The organism is Thermoanaerobaculia bacterium, from assembly GCA_035593605.1.
Lineage (GTDB): Bacteria > Acidobacteriota > Thermoanaerobaculia > UBA2201 > DAOSWS01 > DAOSWS01.
On record DAOSWS010000029.1, the window covers coordinates 21,558 to 41,589 of the forward strand.

Below are 20,032 nucleotides of genomic sequence, written 5' to 3' on the forward strand. Positions count from 1 at the left end.
CCCGGGACCGAAATCTGCTATCCTTATCGGGTATCAGGAAAAAACAAGGAGGAACATAACATGGAAATTTCGAAGATCGCCGTAATGGGAACAGGTACCATGGGGCGGGGGATTGTCCAGGTGGCCGCCGCCGCCGGTTACACTGTCTTTGCTGTGGATGTGGCGCAGGATATTCTTGCGAAATCACAGCAGAGAATCGAAGCGGGTATTGCCAAGTGGGTTGAAAAAGGGAAAATTACAGAGGATGCAGGCAAAGCCATGGCTTCCGCCATTACCTATACGACCGACCTTCACCAGATTTCCGACGTTGACCTGGTTGTTGAAGCGATTGTGGAACAAGTCGAGATCAAGGTCGAGCTCTTCTCAACCCTGGATACGATCTGCAAGCCGGAAACGATCCTGGCATCCAACACGTCCTCCATCTCCATTACTCAGCTGGCTGCGGCGACCCATCGTCCCGGGCAGGTGATCGGGATGCATTTTATGAATCCCGTCCCTCTGATGAAGCTCGTCGAGATCATACGGGGTCTGGAAACTTCAGATGATACCTATAGGATCGTCCAGTCAGCTTCAGAAAAGATGGGCAAGACACCGGTAGAAGTGAATGATTCCGCCGGATTTGTTTCGAACAGGGTTTTAATGCCCATGATTAATGAGGCCATCTTCTGCCTGTATGAGGGAGTGGGGACGGCCGAGGCCATCGATACGGTCATGAAACTTGGCATGAATCATCCCATGGGTCCTCTGGCCCTGGCGGATCTGATCGGACTTGACGTTTGTCTGGATATTCTTCATGTCCTCTATGAAGAGTTCAAAGACCCGAAGTATCGTCCATGCCCTCTTCTGGTGAAGATGGTACGGGCGGGAAAACTGGGGAAAAAGACCGGACAGGGATTCTATTCCTACGGAGGCTAATATGTACTGCCAGGTGTGCGGAGCGCGCAACGGGGATGATGCGGAATATTGTCACCGTTGCCGTTCCCTCCTCCTGATCCTTTCGGGTCCGGATCAGGGAGACGATTTCTTTGGGAGCGTCCCGATTGAAGAACATCTCCTTGAGCGGATCTCCGCTCTGGAGGATAAAGTTCTGAGAATGGAAGAAGCACTTTATGCCATGCTCCAGAGTCTCCGGTCTCAGGATCAGAGCCTGCTGGCAGGCCAGGCGGGTCTGCAGGCTATCCGGGACATCCTGGAAGAAAAGGGTGTGCTTGAAGGAGATAGTTTCCTTAAAGTATGGGAAGACCGATTGAACACGCAGGTTCTTTCCAGAGAGCGGGCAGAAAAGGTCGAAGATCGGCTGGAGCAGATTAAAACGGCTTTCGGCGGTCAGAGTGAAGATGAATTTGTACAGTACCTTCTTGACGCTGTGAAAGCATTTGATGCGTCTGATGATCTTCGCGGATTTAAACATCTCGGAGCAGCCAGTAAGCTGGATCGAAAAAATGTAGAACTGCTTTCCCTGATTGGTGAACTGCATACGCTTTCTGGAAACTACCGGGAAGCTCGCGTTTACCTTGAACGAGCCAGGAAACTGGATCCGCGCAACTTTCAGGTGAATTTCAACCTGGCGCTGGGCAGATTTTACGATGGAGATCTGGCCGGCGCTCAGTCCAATCTCGAGATATGTCTACAGAACAACCTGAACCCTTTCCTTGTTCATTTTACCCTCGGGATGCTCCATTTTCATGAAGGAAATTATCCGGAAGCAGAGATTTACCTGTCCATAGCCTATGAGGCAAGGCGGCACCCCCAGGTATCGATGATGCTCGGAACAGTACTCTATGAACTGGGTAAGGCAAGGGATGCAATTCGAGTGTTAAAAGATACGGTAGAAGAGGATCCGGGAAATGAAGAGGCGCGATTTTTGCTGGGTCTTTGCTACCTTGACCGGAACTGGACACAAAAAGCCGCACAGGAATTTCGACGAGCCCTGAAGGCGAATCCCGGCCGGATGGAGATCCAGCAGGCCCTTTTAATGAGCAGAGTCTGGAAGGAACTGGCCGGAATCCCTGAAACCACTCAAGCTGGGCGTCTTTGCCATCAGGCAGATGAATTGTTGGCCAGCGGCAAGGTAAAACAAGCCTTGCGACTTTTCCGTAAGGCCATAGAAAGTGATCCGGAAAATCACTCCATTGCCGTGGGTTATGTCGTAGCGGCACTGCAGGCGCGCCAATACCCTCTTGTTTTAAGCCTGTGCCAGAGACTTCTGCGGATGGATCTGCCTGAAGTGCTGTCGGCTCCCCTCTATGCTGCTCTTCTATACGCGCTGCGTGGATTGGAACGTCATCATGACGGTGTCCGTTTTGCCCGGGAGATGGAACGTCACACCCATGTTCCCTATGCCAGAACCATTGCCAATATGGAGCTGGCCTATCATCTGGCACAACTGGGACGGGAACTGGATGAGGCATACTTGCGGGCTCGCGAAGCTCTCAAAGGGGCACCTGATGAGCTGGTGGGGGAGTGTTATGATACGCTGGGCTGGGTTTCCTTCAAAATGGGGAAGCTGGAAGAAGCCCATAAAAATCTCAAACGTTCCGTGAAAGTTCAGGCCAATCCGCACAATCTTCTTCATCTCGGTATGGTTTGCCTCCAGATGGGAAGACGGGATGAAGCGAGACAATCTTTCCAGAACGCAAGAAAGAGTAAGGACCGTGCAACCGATGTTCACCGTGTCCTGTGGGATCATCTTAAGAATGGTTTGAGGAGAAAAGAACGATGAAATATTCCCGGTTTTTTATTCCCACATTGCGGGAAGCGCCGGCTGAAGCTGAGGTTGTATCCCATGGATTGATGCTCAGAGCCGGAATGATCCAGAAAGTGGCTGCCGGTATCTATGATTACCTTCCCCTCGGTCTGCGAAGCATAAAGAAACTGGAAGCTATCATCAGAGAGGAAATGAATGGAATTGGGGGAGCCGAACTTCTCATGCCCGCCATTTCCCCCTCTGAATTATGGGTTGAAAGTGGACGATGGTTTCAGTACGGGAAGGAATTGCTTCGGATGCAGGATCGCCACGACCGTGAATTCTGTTTCGGACCCACCCATGAAGAGGTGATCACGGATATCGTAAGAAAACATGTCCGGTCCTATCGTCAGCTTCCCATCACGTTATACCAGATTCAAACCAAATTCCGGGATGAAATTCGACCCCGGTTTGGTCTGATGCGCGGTCGTGAATTCATAATGAAAGATGCCTATTCCTTCCATGCAACCCGCGAATCCCTGGACGAGACCTATCAGGATATGCATCGGGCCTATTGTCGAATCTTTGAACGGTGTCGCCTGGACTACACGCGGGTGGAAGCTGATACAGGTTCCATTGGCGGAAGCGAATCGCATGAGTTTATGGTTCTGGCTGGAACAGGGGAGGATGTAGTATTCCATTGCCCCTCCTGTGGCTATGGCGCGAACGCGGAAAAGGCGGAGACTGCCGGAATCGGTGTTCCCCTTGCACCACACAGTAAAAACCAGGCCGTTCAGGAGGTACCGACACCGGGTGTCCACACCGTGGAAGAAGTTGCGGCCTTTCTGAATGTACCGTTAACCGAAATCATCAAGACGCTGATACTGGAGACGGACAGGGAATTTGTGGCAGTGCTCATCCGGGGAGATCGGGAAGTGAACGAAATCAAGGTCAAAAACTACCTTGGATGCAGCCACATTCAGATGGCCGGACCCGATAAGATCGAAAAGCTTACCGGGGGACCGGTTGGGTTTTCCGGTCCCGTTGGTTTGAAGGGGGTAAGGATTCTGGCTGATCTGAGCCTTGAGGGTATGAAAGATGGTGTTTCGGGAGGGAATCGATTGGATACTCACCTTCTCCATGTCGACCTGGAACGGGATGTTTCAATCGAGGACTGGGCCGATTTTCGCATGGCGGCAGAAGGAGATCCCTGTCCACGATGCGGGGCTTCCCTGACGATGTTCCGGGGAATTGAAGTCGGTCATATCTTCAAGCTGGGCACCAAATACTCAGAACCCATGAAGTGCCTGTTTCTTGATGAGGCTCAGCAGGAACAATCCATGATTATGGGGTGTTACGGCTTAGGGGTAGGAAGAACCGTTGCCGCCGCCATCGAACAGAGCCACGATGAAAAGGGCATTGTGTGGCCCATTCCTCTGGCTCCCTTTGTGACGACCGTCCTGCCGCTGAACCCGAATGATTCCAGTGTGGCAGATCGAGCTGAGAAATATTACCAGGACCTTCAGGCCAGGGGCATGGATGCGCTCCATGACGATCGAAATGAGCGGGCAGGGATAAAATTTCATGACGCTGAACTGATGGGCATTCCCTTTCAGCTGATTGTAGGTTCCAGAGGGCTGGAGCGGGAAACTGTCGAAATTGGCATCCGAAAAACAGGGGAGAAAATTGAGGTTCATCAAAATGATGCAATTCAGAAAATTTCGGAACTTATCGAAGATTAGTTTCATCATTTGCGTACTTTTTTTTCTGGGAGCCTGCGCGTCGACGGATGTTGCGGAGTCGCTGGAGATTGCGGTCTCCTATGGGTCAGGTATGGCCCAGCAAAAAGTCTTGCTTTCCGGCCTGAGGATTCATACGGAAACCTTCACCCTGGATCTTGAGGAAAACCAGACCCTTGTGAACAGGTGGGATGGAAAGGTGTCCAGGGAGGCTTACCAGGCTCTTCTGACGCTTGTGACGTCAGATTCCTTTCCGACCGGGGAACACTATCTTGTGGATGCCCAACAGGGTGTGAAGAGCCACTGGATGGTTCGAATCGATAAGGATGGAACTCAAATTGGAACGTTTTTAATTTCAGGATTGTGTCCCGGTCAGGTCCATCAGGTGCTTCGAATTATCGAAAACCAGCTCCCGCCTTCGTACCGGTTTCCGCTTCCCATGAAAAAACCAGGATTATGATTCGGCGATCTGTTTTTTTCGGGTAACAAAAACCCGTTTATCTCCCTTTCGAACGGTAATTCTGGATCCATCTAAAAACTCCAGAAAAGGAATAACGTATTTCCGCGACAATCCCAGGACATTTTTCACATCGGCGACGCTGAATTCAGTCCACCCCTGATCCGTTAACCGCTGAACCAGGGAGTCAATGATTTCCCTGTGCAGGCAAAGGCCGCCTCCCAGACGAACGACGGATCCCTGTTTGACACCCAGAGAGAGAAGAGTTGTGCATTCTTTCTCCGATAATTTCAGAGTGGCGGGCAGGGTTGCCTGTTCCACGAATGTTCCCTGGGATTTCAGGTACTCCAGAAGCCGTTCAAGCTCGTCTGCACCTTCCCTGCAGGAAGTGGATGAAGGTTCAGGGTAGACTGCACCTCTCTCTACGGTGAAACCGGCCGCCTGGGCCAGGTACGTAATCAAGTCGTCATTGGTAAGGTGAAGACGAGTTCGGAGTTCAGAGATGGGGATCCCTTCCACCAGCGGGTTTGCTTTCCTGACCCGGTCAAGAGTATGGATCAACTTCGATTGAAGTGCCATAAGAGTATCCCCGTGATAATTTCGGCTTCCGATGGAAACCTCTGACGCGGGGGAGGGGTCGCGATCGTAGCTTTGATTCGCGAATCCCGAAATGTAGGGCCAATCATTTTGTGCAATGCCCCTGGGGCCGGCAACGGTAAGCCAGAGATCTCTCCATCCCCTGACATCCCCCTGTGGAAGGGATGCGATCGTTTCCATTGTATGTCGTCGGGGATGAAGCTTGGGGAGAGTCGTATCCAGAATGGTCCCGCCTCCGAGAAGAGTTTGTGGGGAATACTTCCGGATCACAATATGGTCTCCTCTCAGGGCAGGCAGGGGAGATTCAAGAAGGATCTGGAATCGCGAGATTCCAGGACGAAGGTGGAGGCGACCGAAGATCTCCCGGGTAAAATGGTGAACCCGGACCCGCTGGTTATCTTTCACGTCTTCGTAGAACCGCCCCTCAAGAAGGATCGTTCGTGTATTCGGATAGGATTCAGAAACCAGGATTTGACCCCGTTCAAGGTTCTCCAGTTCGAGCCCTGAGAGATTGGCGGAGGTGCGTTCCGGAGCAACTGCCCGGTCTCGGATTTTTCCATGAACCTGCAGCGATCGGACTCGTACTTCGCGTCCTTCGGGAAGAAGAACAAGGCGATCCCCCGAAGAGATCGTTCCACGGACGAGTGATCCCGTTACCACAACGCCAATTCCTTTCAGGATAAAGGCTCGATCCAGCGGGAGGCGGGAAGGGTGGGACGTATCTGAGCGGGTTGACAATTCGGAAACAAATTGGATAAGGCGATCATGAAGATGCTGGATACCTGTACCGTCCCGGGCTGATGTGCGGATGATGGGAATCGGTTCGGGAAATTGGGACTGAAGGAAATCATTCACTTCTTCCTCTACCAGATCACTCAGTTCCTCATCCATGGTGTCGACTTTTGTGAGGGCGCAGAGTCCACTCGTTACTCCGAGTATTTTCAGTATTTCAACATGTTCAACAGTTTGAGGCTTGATTCCCTCTTCAGCAGATACTACAAGGAGAAACGCATCAACGCCCCCCGCTCCTGCCAGCATGTTTTTAATGAACTTCTCGTGTCCGGGAACATCCACAAAACCTATCTGCAGATCATCCTTCTGCATAAATGCAAATCCAAGATCAATGGTGATACCCCGCTCCTTTTCCTCTTTCCAACGATCGCAGTCAATTCCTGTCAGGGCTTTCAGGAGGGCGGTTTTTCCGTGGTCGACATGTCCCGCCGTCGCAAGGATGGCGCGCTTCATTGAATCGCAGTCAGAAAGGTAGAGACAAGCTCCGGATGGTAGGCCTTCCCCGACTGATCCTTGATGTGCATGATCGCATGGTCCCGCGTCAGGTGGCCCTTTCTCATGGGACCCGGCTGAATCATTGCATCGTAGGAAGAGCAAAGAAAGAGCAGGTTTTCGTTTGAAGGGACATTTTTCAAGGCGTACGGGTATCCGAGACCATCATATCGCTCGTGGTGATGCAGCACGAATGTTGCGGCACTTTGGAGATTTAATTCGCTCAGAATTTCATGACCCAGGATTGCATGGTTTTCAAGGAGTTCTCTATCCTCAAGGTCAAGCTCCTGGATGCGGTTTAAAAGCGAAAAGGGCAGCATGACTTTGCCGAGATCATGAAGCGTTGCAGCGACGACGAGATCATCCCCCGGATTCATTCCCATGTGCTGGCTTACCCTTTCCGTGAGATGTCTCGTGCGTCTTCCATGGCCGGTCTGGTTATAAAAATCTTTCCGATCTACCAGATGCTCCAGAACGACCAGAGATCGCCGTCCCAGTTCATTCTCCCTGAAGAACTGAATGGGCTCTTTTGACCCCATCGACTCACGAATGGAACGGAGAAACTCTCTGAGTATGCGCTGTTCTTCGAGGTCGCATCGAGAAGATGGCCTTTTAAAATAGTCTCGAACCGTGGAAAGCACATCGCTTTGTTCGCCCATCATGCGATGAAAGGTCAGACGGTGGGGCAGGAATCCTTCCGGATCCAGAGGTTCCTGATGATAGAGGATGGAACGCGCTTTTTCCCAGCGATTCAACGAAACCAGAGATTCAACCATGATTCCATAGGCCCGGCTGAGCAGTTCTCTGGAAAGGGGAATATTCAGAATCGTACTGAGAACATCCAGAGCACGCTGGTGTTCCTGCAGTGCGTTCATGCATTCGCTGATCCCGATCATGGAATGGACACGAAGTATATGAACCTCATCATCCTGGTTTGTGTTGTCAAGAATATGAAGGGCGTCCTGAAAGCGTTGAACGGCAATGTGATACTCGCTCTGAAGCTGATGAATACGGCCCAGGTCGAGAAAGATCTGATGCATGGCTACATGGGGAATCTCTCTGTTACGGCTGGCCTGGAGAGTTGTTTGAAGGAGGTGTTCTCCCTCAGGGAGGAATCCAAGATTGGTCGCTGTGACGGCAAGAAGATGGGCAATCTGAAACCAGTGGTCGTCGTGCAACCGTTTCCGCCAGTGCTCCATGAATCTCTTTGTGAGCTTGTAGGCCGAATAACAGTCCCCGAACCTGGTAAGGGTCTGATGAATTTTAATTAGACCTTCCACCAGGTGGGGAGTTGGTTTTCCTCTGAGACATTCCTGTTCCAGATGGACGATGAAGGTCTTATATTCGTCGAGCCGATTTCCGGATAATTCGGCAAAGGTACCGAATTCTTCAATCGTGCGTCGGGCTCGTGTACTTAGATCTTCCGCCGCCATCGTGGCCCCGAAGGTGTATCCTCGACAATAATTCCAAGGCTATCCAGTCTGGTCCGAATTTCATCCGCTTCCGCGAAGTTACGATTCTTTCTCGCCTCTTCTCTTCGCGATACAAGATTATCGATTTCATGGTCACTTTCGGTGGAACCTGCTGGAAGGATTCCCAGAACGGTATCCACTTGTTTCAACGTGGACAGACAGAGTGCTGCTCCTCCGGCGGAGAGGTCCCCTGTGTCGATCCATCCGTTCACCTTTCTGACAAAATTGAAGAGAGAAGCAAGGGCTTCTGCTGTATTGATGTCATTTTCCAGACAGGAGGTGTATTCCGAAAGGAAAGACGAGCATGCCTCTTCCGGGTACATCCCCTCCTGTCGTTCAGAGGAACGAACTTCTTCCAGACGGCGAATGAAGATGTCAAGTCGTTCCAGGGCTTTCTTGGCAGAGTCCAGTGCCGTGAAGGTGAAGTTAAGCTTTCTCCTGTAGGGTACCGAAAGGAGAAGATAACGAATGGACATGGGATCCCATCCCCGGGCGGTGAGGTCGCGGAGCGTATAGAAATTACCTTTGGATTTGGCCATTTTCTCGCCATCGACGATCAGGTGCTCTGCGTGCAGCCAGTAGCGCACAAAGGGCATGCCCGTGGCTCCCTCCGCCTGAGCAATCTCATTTTCATGATGAGGAAAGATGTTGTCTACGGCTCCTGTATGGATGTCGAACGTGTCTCCGAGATAAACAGAACTCATGGCTGAACATTCAATATGCCAGCCGGGGCGGCCTGGCCCAAGAGGAGTCTCCCATGTGGGTTCTCCTTCCTTTGTCTCTTTCCACAGAGCGAAATCTCTCACGTCCGCCTTTTCGTACTCATCGTGATCCACCCGGGCACCGGGTTGAACGGAATCGATATCAATTCCGCTGAGCTTCCCGTAGGAGGGGAACGTGGAGATTTTGAAATAGATCGATCCTCCCGAACGGTAGGTGTGGCCGCGGGCTTCCAGCTTCTGAATCATATCCACCATGGCGTCGATATGTTCCGTGGCTCTTGGATAAACGTGAGCTCTTTTGATGCCGACAAGATCGATGTCTTCAAAGAATGCTTCGGTGTATCGATCTGTAAATTCCTTCAGGGAGAGCCCCTGGGCGCTGGAATCCCGGATCGTTTTGTCATCGATATCGGTTATATTCATCACGTGGGTCACTTCATATCCGAGGAATTCCAGGGTTCTTCGAAGAACATCTTCCCAGATAAAGGTTCGAAGGTTCCCGATGTGAATATAGTTATAGACCGTCGGGCCGCAGGTGTAGAGCCCCACTTTCCCTGGCGTAAGGGGTTGGAATTCTTCCCGGGCTCTTCCCAGAGTGTTGGAAATGGATAATGTCATGCGCTCTTTGCCATCCGTTGAAGTTTTCGCTGAATCACTTTTTTCTGAAGCCCTGTAAGATGATCGATAAACAGGACACCATTCAGGTGGTCGATTTCATGGCAGAAGGCCCGTGCCAGTAAACCCTCCCCGGTGATTGTGAATGGTTTTCCCTGAAGATTTTGTGCCCGAACAGTCACCCGGCTGGGCCTCTCCAGGGAAGTCTGAATTCCCGGGATAGAAAGACAACCCTCCTCGCCGTCCTGTGTTCCCTCCGTTTGTGTGATCTCAGGATTGACCAGTACGATAAGAGAATCAGGATCTTCTCCGACGGTAATGTCGACAACGGCGACCTGCAGAGGCACATCCACCTGGTTTGCAGCAAGGCCGACGCCCGGTTCCGCGTACATGGTTTCTACCATGTCATGGACGAGACGTTTCAGCTCTTCATTAAACTCTTCGACTTTCGAACTTTTCATCCTCAGCGTAGGATGACCATAGATGATAATATCTCGAATGGCCATGAATTACTCCTTTTTCAACTTCGCCAGCATGGCCTCCACGGTATGTTCGGCCCGGCTTTCGAAAAATTGTCTCAACACCTCTTCAACACGGGGATGCCGGGCAATAATTTCATCCATCTTGGTGCGTGGAAATTCGAGAAGCTGACACTCTTCTGCCGTCGTGACCGTTGCCGTTCGCGGTTTTGAGGTCAGGAGGCTTCCTTCACCAAAAAAATCTCCCGGGCCCATGTCTGCAAGGTGGACTTCCTCACCTCCAGGAGCCCTGGTTGTCACCCTCACTTTTCCTTCCACAACAGCGAACATGGTTGTTCCGGTTTCTCCCTCCGTGATTACGGTGTTTCCTGGTTTCAGTTCAAGAAGTTCCACACCCTCCATCATGATTTCTTCCAGTTCTTCAGGTTTAAAGAGGGTAAAGAAGGGGGGGAGGGAGATTTCTGACCAGCTCTTTGTTGCCTTCAGGTCTTCGACCTCAGCTGCCAGGCTATGGGAGGTAGATCGCCCCCTGTCCGGTCTCAGCCGCTGAATTTTTTTCTGGATCGCCACAGCCTTGGCAACATATCCGTCTTCCATGTAGATCCGAACTACTCGTTCCAGGGCATCAACCGCGGGATCGATTGCTCCCGTCTGTTCAAGGCACTCAGCAAGTTTCATGTGAATGAAGGTGTTTTTCGGCTCATGTTCACAAAGATCCGTCAGCAGATCAATAGCCTGATCCAGTCTTCCTTCACGAATATGGGTGAGGTAATCGTCGTTGTCTTTTTTTCCTTTAAACAGGTCACGCAGGCCCATAATTACACTATAGCCCCTATCGGTTTGATGGTCAAGTTATTTGTTCGAGAGCAAGGACTTAAGCTTATTGTAAGACTGGTTCTCAACTTCCCTGTGAAGTGACTTTCCATGGCTGTCCATGGTGACTACGGCAGGAAAGTTTTTCACACGGAGTTCCCAGACCGCTTCGGGAGAACCAAATTGTTCCTTAAGATAGACATTACGTACCTCTTCCACACAGAGAGCATAAATCTGCGCCGCACCTCCAATGGCGTGAAGATAAACGGCTCCATGCTCCTTGCATGCCTGCAAAGTTTTTTCGCCCATTCCACCCTTTCCGATCACGGCGCGAATGGAAAATTCCTTAATAATATCTCCCTGATAGGGTTCTTCGCGAATTGAAGTCGTAGGACCGGCCGCCATGACCTGGTAAGTGCCGTCCTTTTCAACAACTACAGGACCGCAATGGTAAATGACTCCACCCTGGATTACATCGAGTTTTCCCCCATCATGGAGATACTTGTGGACGGCATCTCTTCCCGTGAAAAGGATTCCATTAAGAAGAACCGTATCTCCGACATGGAGATCCCGCACGTCTTTTTCTGAAAGGGGAAGGTTCAGGGATGTAATGTTTTTCTGACGGACCTCAAAAGTTTCCTCCATTTCGATCGGAGCGTCGAATTCTCCGGGTTCCTGGTAGAGCCATTCAACAACGGTTCCATCCGGTTTCATTACGGCGCCCCTCCGACGATATGCCCAGCACATGTAGGCCACCGAAACAAAAAAGCTGGCAGGGAGACGATTCAGCGTCCCGATTTTACAGCTGCCAAGAGTGAACTTTCCAGAAAACCCCATGGGGCCGATCGAAAGCTGATTGGCATCCGTTACAATGCGGGATTCCAGGGCAGCCAGTTCCGGGTTTGGGTTGCTGTCATCCAGCGGTCGCAGAAGCTGTGCTTTCGCATGTGCATACCCGTCGGCACGGTCGCCGCCAATACAGACGCCAAGAAATCCGGGACCGCACCCCTTTCCCTGTGCCTGATGAACCGCATCCATAACACAGGCATATACACCGTCCAGATCCCTCCCGACTTTCTTTTCGGCAATGACTGCGGGAAGCTTGTATTGAGTGCTCATATTTTCACAACCGCCGCCTTTCAACACAAGACGTACATCAACCGTTTCCTTATCCCATTGTTCAATATGAAAGGATGGGTGCCCCGGTCCTAAATTGTTGCCCGTGTTCTTGCCCGTGATGGAATCAACCGAGTTTTGTCGGAGATATCCGACAGCAGTCGCTTCTTCCACGGCTTCCCGGGCCGCCAGCTTAAACATGGCGTGGTCAAAATTTTTCGGGGCATGGACGTAAAAGCCGATGGTTCCAGTGTCCTGGCATATCGGAAGAGATCGCTTCTTGGCCAGTCCTACATTCTGGGCAATCATATCCATGGCAAACTCAGCCATGGTGTTGCCTTTATCCCAGGAAAGGCCTGTCTGCAGGACTTCATTCACATCGGGTGGAAGAAAGGCGCTGGTCCTTCGGATAAGTTCAATAAGATTCTTTTTCATCGTGTCATGGTGCATGGGGTATCTCCTTCCATTCGGATTGGTACAGTGTACACCTTTTCACAATTGGCTCTCAAGATCAATCATTCCTCTGATCCGGATGGCCCATCATTTCGAGGAAAGTCCTGTGATACACTTTTTGAATGCCTGTACTGGTAGCCCGGAAAGCAAGTTTTTGCATGGGGGTTCGTCGAGCACTTGATGCCGTTCTGGAAGCGCGCCGCCGGTATACTGGTGTGATTTATACCTATGGGCCGCTGATTCATAACCCCCAGGTGCTGGAAGTCCTGGCCAGAAATAATATTCGTCCTCTGGAACCCGGCGCGGCTCCCGGAAGTCCCGTAGTTATACGCGCTCACGGCATTACACCGGAAGAGCGAAAGGAACTTAAAGAACGAGGATTTGTCCTTGTCGATGCAACGTGCCCTCGAGTCGCGCAGGTACAGGCTCTTGCAAAGAGGGCCGCAGGGCAGGGGAAGACTGTGGTCATACTCGGAGACCGGGATCATGCAGAAGTGAAGGGTATCCTGGGATTCTGCAGATCAAAAGGATTTGTAATAGAGAAGGAATCTGACCTTTCCATGCTGGACCATGTGGAAGAGGGAGTGTTACTCTTTCAAACAACACTGAATCGTGAGTATGCCGATCGGATGACAGAATCCATCCGGAGGAAAGTGCCGGCAATCATTGTGCAGGACACTCTATGCGAAGCGACTGACCAGCGTCAGGCGGAGGCCAGGAGTCTCGCTCATCAGTGTGACGCGGTCATTGTCGTAGGCGGAAAATCCAGCGCCAATACGGCCCGTCTGGTCCAGGTGATAGAAGAAGAAAAATGTGCGGCTATTCACGTTGAAACGGAAGAAGACCTTCCCGGTGACGTGAAACGATACGCAAACATTGGCATTACTGCGGGTGCCTCCACACCCTACTGGCTTGTACACCGTGTGGAGGAGAAGGTGAGGGAAATTCAGCTGTCAGAATGGATGAAACCCATCTGGATGATTTTTAGTTTTCTTGTTCGAAGTTATCTCCTGAATGGCCTTGGCGCATTTGGTATCGCGTGGGCGATGGGAAAGCTGCTGGGAATGGGTACCGGAACTTTTCCTCTCCTGGCAGCGCTTTATATCTTCGGTATCCATGTCGTGAACGGCTACGGGCTGGAACATTCCATGGAAATCAATGAGCCCATGCAAAAAATATTTCTCGCAAGGTACCGGAAAGTTCTTTTACCAGCTGCGTTCCTTGCAACTCTTACACTCTTGATTCTTGCATCACAGTTCTCTCACCTGCTACTTTTTCTAACCAGCCTGGCTGTCCTTCTTGGAGCACTTTATCCACTCCCTATTCCGTTTCTACCTTTTAAACTGAAGGATCTCCCCGCTTCCAAAGACTTGTTTACATCTGCGGCCTGGGCCTTCTTTTCGGTACTACTTCCGGCCTGGATGACCCATACACTTACCCTGGACAGCTGGATTGCAACCCTGTGCATCTTCAGCCTTCTCTTTTCCCGGGCACTACTCTATGACATCAAAGATCTCCAGGGGGACAGGATGCTGGGACGGGAAACTATACCGGTGATCCTGGGTAGGAGAGGAGGTCAGATCTTCTCTATAGGCATGATCCTGGTCGGGACCATCCTGATATTTTTTCTGCCGGCACCATGCCTCATCCTTCTCGTATTGCCCTGTCATGCGCTCCTGGTTCATTATCTCTATCATGCAGGGTTCATAACAGGAGGGGTGAGGTTCAGTCTGGTCGTTGACGGACTCTTACCTTTTCTCCCCCTCCTCTTGACCTTTCAGGCCATGTAGGATATAGTTTGCCTCTATGGTTAAGCGAAAACTCAGCCGGAAGGAACTGAAGCAGGACGAAGTTCTAGGTTTTTTTCAGAAACTGGTCCATCAGTTCTCAAAATACCAGAAACACCTTCTTTATGGTGGGGTCTCGCTGGTTACAGTCGCTGTAATCATCTGGGGTGCCGTCTCCTTTCATCAGAGCCGCGAACGTCATGCGGCTGAGCTCTTCGCGAGCGCCCTGAAGGAAGACACGGTCGATCAGGATGTTCTCTCCCGTGTGGCTTCCAAGTACAAGAGTACGCATGCCGGCAGATCAGCATCTTTAATGCTCAGCCTTCGTGAAGAGGGTACTCCTGAAGACACGGTTCAGAAGCTGGAATCCCTTCTTCCAAAATTTCATGATCCTGCGTTAAAGGCCGCTGCTTATCGTGATGTTGTGGCAATGATGATGAATGAAAAGAAATTTGAGGAGGCCATTTCCTTTGTCGATGGTTCAGGGGATGAAGTGGGTGCTGATTTGAAACTGTTCCTTAAGGGCAGGATTGAAGAAGCAAGAGGTCGATCTGAGGAAGCTCGTCTCCTCTACGATGAACTGAACGAAACACACTCAGAGTCTCCCTATGCTGCCTTAGCAAGGACACGAGCCCAGTATCTGTAATCCAATGAAAGTATACATTCTGCTTCTTGATGGGGTCGGTGTCGGCTCCCAACCAGACAGCAGTGCGTTCGGTGACGAAGGCGCCAATACGTTGGAACATGTATTGAAAACTACAGGTGTCCATCTTCCGAACCTTGCCATGTTTGGTTTGCTCAGATACTCACCTGGAGAACCTGCAGGATTAGCTGCAGGAGGAAAACTTCAACAATTTTCAGCCGGAAAAGATACAATCAGTGGTCACTGGGAACTGATGGGAGTTGTAAATTCCGCAACCATGCCGGTGTATCCGGGCGGTTTCCCTGAGGATATTGTTCGGGCCTTTGAGAATCGGATCGGAAGAAATGTAATCGGAAACATTCCTGCCTCGGGAACAGAAATTCTTGTGACTCACGGACCAAAACATATGGAGACAGGAAATCCGATCCTCTATACTTCCGCAGACTCCGTTTTTCAGCTGGCTGCTCATGAGGATGTAATCCCTCTGGATGAACTGTATCAGATGTGTCGGCTTGCCCGGGATGAAATCCTGGTAGAGGAGCATGCTGTAGGAAGAGTCATTGCCCGACCCTTCACAGGGAAAGAGGGATCCTTTGTTCGTACCGCCAATCGAAGAGATTTTTCCCTCAGACCTCCACATCCAACGGTTCTGGATGTTCTGGTCAAGAAGGGATACAACGTAATGGGAATAGGAAAACTGGATGACATCTTCGGTGGAACGGGTTTTACGGAAGCTCGACATACCCGGGATAATGAAGAGGGATTGGAACTCCTACTTGAATCCATGAAGCTGCGACGCCACGATCTGGTATTTGTGAATCTTGTGCAATTCGATTCACACTGGGGACATCGGCGTGATCCTGATGGGTTTGCCCTGGGACTCAAGGAAGTGGATGAGGCACTACCTGACATCCTGGATGCTCTGGGCCGGGATGATATTCTGATCATTACGGCCGATCACGGTTGTGATCCCACCTTTCATGGAACGGATCACACAAGAGAATTTGTTCCCTGTTTGTTCTATGGCCGCTACTTTCAGCCTGCAGCTGACTTTGGGGCTGCCCCCATGGTGGCGCTGGCAGATACTCTTGCCGAAATGTACGGGATCGATTCCTGGCATGGATCCCAGAGTCTGGTTCCCATGATTATCGATCGACATCAGTTGAAAGAATTTGAACAATCCATTACTTCGATAATAGAAGAATCCGTTTCTGAATAATCGAACCATATCCTTTTGGCTCTCTTTTGCCTGATTCGGCTTCAGATGGGATAATAGAGTCAGTGTGAATTTGCGCGACTTTGTTCCGGAAGTCGTTCTACAGGGCGGCAATGCATTCCCATGGATGAAATGGCAGAGGGGAAGTGTGCTGTTTGCGGATGTTTCCGGATTCACCCCCATGTCGGAAGCTCTATCCACTCTGGGTGTGGAAGGGGCTGAAATCCTGACGGATATCCTGAATCGGTACTTTCAGGAGATGATCGCAATCATTCACCGTTACGGCGGTCAGGTGATGAAATTTGGAGGAGACGCGATCCTCTGTTTTTTCCCGGGAGAAAACTCACTCCATCGTACCCTCTATGCGGCTCAGCTCATGCAGGAAGTCATGCCGAAGTTCCAGTCTATCCGGACATCGGTGAAACGCTTTACATTAAGGATGAAGATTGGAATCGCCGAAGGAGATGTCCTTCTGGCTGGCGTAGGAGATCCTGGCATACGCTGTGACTATGTCTTCGCGGGTACTCCGGTGGATCTGACTTCAGACGCCGAACATCACGCGGAGGCAGGGGATATTGTACTTGCAAGCCAAACAAAACCAGCCATTCCAGGGCTTCAAGTATCCCGGATTGAGGGTGCCTATTACTTGATCAGGCATATTCCAGAATGTGATCCAATGAAACAGGAGAGAATAATCGCGAGAGACAAAGATACGAAAACAAGTCTCATACAATCCTACCTCATCTCTGAAGTTTTTGAATTGGTCTCAAGAGGTTATCATTCTCACGTAGGGGCACTTTTAAGTATTGTTCCAGTGTTTCTTCAGTTCAAGGGTTTTTCCTACTCGAAAAAGGGATTTCACCTTGAGATGTTTGATGATTTTTTCCGAACCGTCATGGAAATCACCCACCGGTACGAAGGGAGATTGAATCGAATTAGTATGGGTGATAAAGGAAGCACTTTTTTTATTCTTTTTGGTGCCCCAAAGGCATTGGAGAGGAAAGAAGAACTTGCTTCCCAATGGGCACTCGATGTTAAAAAGATGATTGCGGATAGATTTTCCCATGTATCTTTTTCTGTGGGAATGAATTCAGGGCGTGTATTTGCAGGAATTGTCGGGGGGGCGCACCGATGGGAATACACTGTAATGGGAGATGCGGTTAATTTTTCCGCCCGAATAATGCAGGGAGCAAAACAATGGCAATTATGTGCAAGCCAGACGTTCTATGAACATGCTTCTTCAAATTATGAATTCCGTGAATTAGGTTTTAGAACCTTTAAAGGTAAAAAGGACCCCTTATTAACATATTTCATACAGGGAAAGTGTTTGGAAAATAATGAATGGAGCGGAGATAAGAAGTACCATCTAGTCGGTCGGGAAAAGGTTTTCCAATTTTTAGAACAGAAATCAATAAATGTTGAAAAGGGAAAACCTTCAATGGTTCTTTTACAGGGACCCGCAGGAATTGGAAAATCGTTTCTTATTCGTCATCTGATGAACAGACTGTCTACTTGCGAGTGGCGAATTATAACCACAAGAGGAGAAATAACTGCACAGACTCGATCCTATAAACCTTGGAAAGATCTGATCAGACAGATCGTACCTGACGGAATTAATGGAATACAGAGCTGTGAATCTTACCTGTCCGCGATCAATTCGGAATTAACAGAGTCAGCAAGCCTTTTATCTGAATTTCTCGAGTATACCGTTTCAGATGTGAGTACATCGAATTTGGACCCTAGAACACGAAAGAAAAGGCTTCACCATCTTATCAGCAGGATTCTTCTGGATGTCATAAAGGAGAAACCCGGGCTTGTCATCTTTGAGAATATGCATTGGTGGGATGCTTCATCCATGGAATTGTTGGAAGACTTTCTAAGCCACCTGAGAGTTCATCGTATTTTCATTGTTGGGATAGCACGTGATGATTGGGACGCTTACACGATCCGCTCTCGGCCAATCGTTGAATGTGTTAATCTGGAGGCCCTTCATCATAATGCAATTAAGGATCTTATTGGAGAAATTCTTAAATTCGAGCCCCACGAGGACCTGTTATCTTTTGTAAAAGATAGAACGAAAGGAAATCCCCTTTACATTGAAAATTTATTGACGTACCTCTCAAAAGAGAAGAAGCTGGAAAAGCGGCTGGATCGATGGTTTCTAAAAAGGGGAGAAGAGGGAACCGTTTCCCTGTCTGGTAGTGGGATCATTCTGGCTCAAATTAGCCAGCTCCCCCTGGAGGAAAGAATTTTACTTCAGTTTGCATCTTGTATTGGTAACACCTTTTCCCTTGACATTCTTTCTTGTGCAAAGCAAATTAGCCAAAACGATAAGAGAATAGAGGGACTAAAGAGAAAAGGAATACTGGAAGATTTAGGAGCTGGTTCCTTACAATTTACACATAACATTATTCAGGAAACAATATACTCAACACTTCCTAAGAAAATTCGAAGTCGTTACCACTTTTTGATTGCAAAGGCGATTGAATCAATAAATTCAAAGGATTTAGAAACATATTTCCCAAATCTTTCAAACCACTACTACCTTGCGGGTAAACAGAAAGAAGCAAGAGAATATGCCATTTGCGCGGCCGAACATATGGTTGCTCATTATGCTTATCCGGAAGCGCATCTCTATTTTTCCAGAGCCTTTTCTTTACTAACCAGGACCCGAGACCAGAGAAAATGGTCTGTTGGATTACAATTAGGGGATATTCAGCTGAAGTTGGGAAAATTACAGGAGACCGTCGATCTTTCAATCAAAATACGGCATAGTGCTAGGCGGAAAAAATTAAAAGAAATCCAGTTGCGCGCCAGAATATTAGAGTATGATGCCCAAAAAAGGTCTGGTGATTATTCGTATCAAGATCAGGCTGTGAAAATAATTAATAAGATACGCGATATAAAACTCAAAAATCACTTAGATTATCTTATCTCAGAAACATACTTCAGACAGGGTAATTTTAAAGTTGCTAAAGCGCACTTTACAAGATTGATACAAACAGATATTGAGTTTGTCAGTCTAGATGATGTTTTGTCAGCTTATACGTTTTTAGGTACTTTACTGGGTAGGCAGCGGGATTATGAGGCAGCTTTCCGTATTTTTGAAGAAGGTATTAAATTGGCCACTGTTAATGATAATGTTTATCATAAAATACGCCTGCTTATTGGCTTAACCTCACCTTTAAAAGATTCTGGGAATATTGATAAGGCCATAGAAATTCAAAATGAGATCTTAACACAAGCAGAGAGAATTGGAGATTACTATTACATGGCTTCAATATATTTGAATTTAGGATTTTTCTATATGAGTAAATGTCTTTTCGAGCAATCTAAAAAATATATGACTGAGTCAATTTCAATCTTTGAATCTCTTGGTGCTAAAAATGGAGCAGCCAAGGGATGGATGAATATGGGTATTCTCAGTTTTCATATGAAAAATTATGAAGCATCCAAGGACTATTATATACAGGCTGTCCATTTTTTTGAAAAGTCAGGAGAATTACTGGAAACCGTCCCTGGATATTATAATCTGGCTGAAGTATGTATCGAATTGAATCAAATAGAAGAAGCAGAATTGTGGTTTACTAAAGGTATAAAGGTGATTAAAAAAGAAAATGAACCTGGTCTTCAGAATATGTTTGATGAGTTAAGGTTAAGGTTAAGCAAACATTGACAGAAGTTACAGATCGATATTGCCAGTTCAATAAGGACCCCCATAACTTATGATGGGAAAAAACCGCTCTGCCACCATTGACAGTACCCACCTCTATCGCGTATCCAGCGGGATCCCTGTCACGCCGGGTCTCTCCCTTACGGGTAGGTAAACCCTCCCGGGAGCGTGCCGTACTGGCCGTTGGGGTTCGTGACGATGACGTCCACTGACCCCGCCCCCGCCGGCACCACGCACTTCAGCTTCGTCGTATTGATGAAAACTACGCCCGTCGCAAAGG

General features: G+C 49.1%; 13 protein-coding genes and 1 pseudogene. 8 read left to right on the forward strand and 6 right to left on the reverse strand.

The features are described from left to right. The first annotated feature begins 60 nt into the window (after nt 1-60). The 4 genes from PLD04_12805 to PLD04_12820 all read left to right on the forward strand — a co-directional run bounded on the left by PLD04_12805 (nt 61) and on the right by PLD04_12820 (nt 4,885). Complete coding sequence (locus PLD04_12805) at nt 61-915, forward strand: 3-hydroxybutyryl-CoA dehydrogenase (protein ID HXK69209.1); 855 nt, start codon at nt 61-63, stop codon at nt 913-915. Nucleotide 916: 1 nt separating this feature from the next. After that, nucleotides 917-2,722, forward strand: coding sequence for a tetratricopeptide repeat protein (locus PLD04_12810; GenBank protein ID HXK69210.1), 1,806 nt, complete (start codon nt 917-919; stop codon nt 2,720-2,722). Next, nucleotides 2,719-4,428, forward strand: coding sequence for a proline--tRNA ligase (locus PLD04_12815; GenBank protein ID HXK69211.1), 1,710 nt, complete (start codon nt 2,719-2,721; stop codon nt 4,426-4,428). Before PLD04_12810 ends, PLD04_12815 begins: the two co-directional genes overlap by 4 nt. A gap of 91 nt (nt 4,429-4,519) precedes the next feature. Beyond that, on the forward strand, nt 4,520-4,885 hold the full coding sequence (locus PLD04_12820; protein HXK69212.1) for a hypothetical protein: 366 nt from the start codon (nt 4,520-4,522) through the stop codon (nt 4,883-4,885). Here the strand turns inward: PLD04_12820 and selB are convergent. From selB to PLD04_12850, 6 genes are read right to left on the reverse strand one after another with little or no spacing between them, the layout of a single operon-like run. After that, on the reverse strand, nt 4,880-6,724 hold the full coding sequence (gene selB / locus PLD04_12825) for a selenocysteine-specific translation elongation factor (protein HXK69213.1): 1,845 nt from the start codon (nt 6,722-6,724) through the stop codon (nt 4,880-4,882). The two genes, PLD04_12820 and selB, sit on opposite strands and share 6 nt — an antisense overlap. After that, nucleotides 6,721-8,196 carry an HD domain-containing phosphohydrolase gene (locus tag PLD04_12830; protein HXK69214.1) on the reverse strand — a complete coding sequence of 492 codons (1,476 nt, stop codon included), beginning with the start codon at nt 8,194-8,196 and terminating at the stop codon, nt 6,721-6,723. The genes selB and PLD04_12830 overlap by 4 nt, the downstream gene beginning before the upstream one ends. Continuing rightward, complete coding sequence (gene cysS, locus PLD04_12835) at nt 8,178-9,575, reverse strand: cysteine--tRNA ligase (GenBank protein ID HXK69215.1); 1,398 nt, start codon at nt 9,573-9,575, stop codon at nt 8,178-8,180. Before cysS ends, PLD04_12830 begins: the two co-directional genes overlap by 19 nt. Then, nucleotides 9,572-10,078 carry a peptide deformylase gene (gene def, locus PLD04_12840; protein ID HXK69216.1) on the reverse strand — a complete coding sequence of 169 codons (507 nt, stop codon included), beginning with the start codon at nt 10,076-10,078 and terminating at the stop codon, nt 9,572-9,574. The genes cysS and def overlap by 4 nt, the downstream gene beginning before the upstream one ends. Before the next feature lie 3 nt (nt 10,079-10,081). After that, a complete protein-coding gene (locus PLD04_12845; protein ID HXK69217.1) occupies nt 10,082-10,867 on the reverse strand; it encodes a cyclic nucleotide-binding domain-containing protein in 786 nt (261 codons plus the stop codon). Between the two features lie 36 nt (nt 10,868-10,903). After that, the gene (locus PLD04_12850; GenBank protein HXK69218.1) at nt 10,904-12,430 is read right to left on the reverse strand and encodes a FumA C-terminus/TtdB family hydratase beta subunit; all 1,527 of its coding nucleotides are present in this window, start codon (nt 12,428-12,430) and stop codon (nt 10,904-10,906) included. A gap of 125 nt (nt 12,431-12,555) precedes the next feature. Between PLD04_12850 and ispH the strand changes: the two genes are divergently transcribed. From ispH to PLD04_12870, 4 genes and pseudogenes are all read left to right on the forward strand, one after another. Continuing rightward, nucleotides 12,556-14,223, forward strand: coding sequence for a 4-hydroxy-3-methylbut-2-enyl diphosphate reductase (ispH, locus tag PLD04_12855; protein ID HXK69219.1), 1,668 nt, complete (start codon nt 12,556-12,558; stop codon nt 14,221-14,223). 16 nt (nt 14,224-14,239) lie between these two features. After that, nucleotides 14,240-14,866 (forward strand): tetratricopeptide repeat protein, encoded by a 627-nt coding sequence (locus PLD04_12860; protein HXK69220.1) that lies wholly within the window; start codon nt 14,240-14,242, stop codon nt 14,864-14,866. A 4-nt stretch (nt 14,867-14,870) separates the two neighbouring features. After that, nucleotides 14,871-15,989 (forward strand): annotated as a pseudogene (locus tag PLD04_12865) (phosphopentomutase). Nucleotides 15,990-16,146: 157 nt separating this feature from the next. Then, nucleotides 16,147-19,755 carry an adenylate/guanylate cyclase domain-containing protein gene (locus PLD04_12870; GenBank protein ID HXK69221.1) on the forward strand — a complete coding sequence of 1,203 codons (3,609 nt, stop codon included), beginning with the start codon at nt 16,147-16,149 and terminating at the stop codon, nt 19,753-19,755. Nucleotides 19,756-20,032 lie beyond the last annotated feature (277 nt).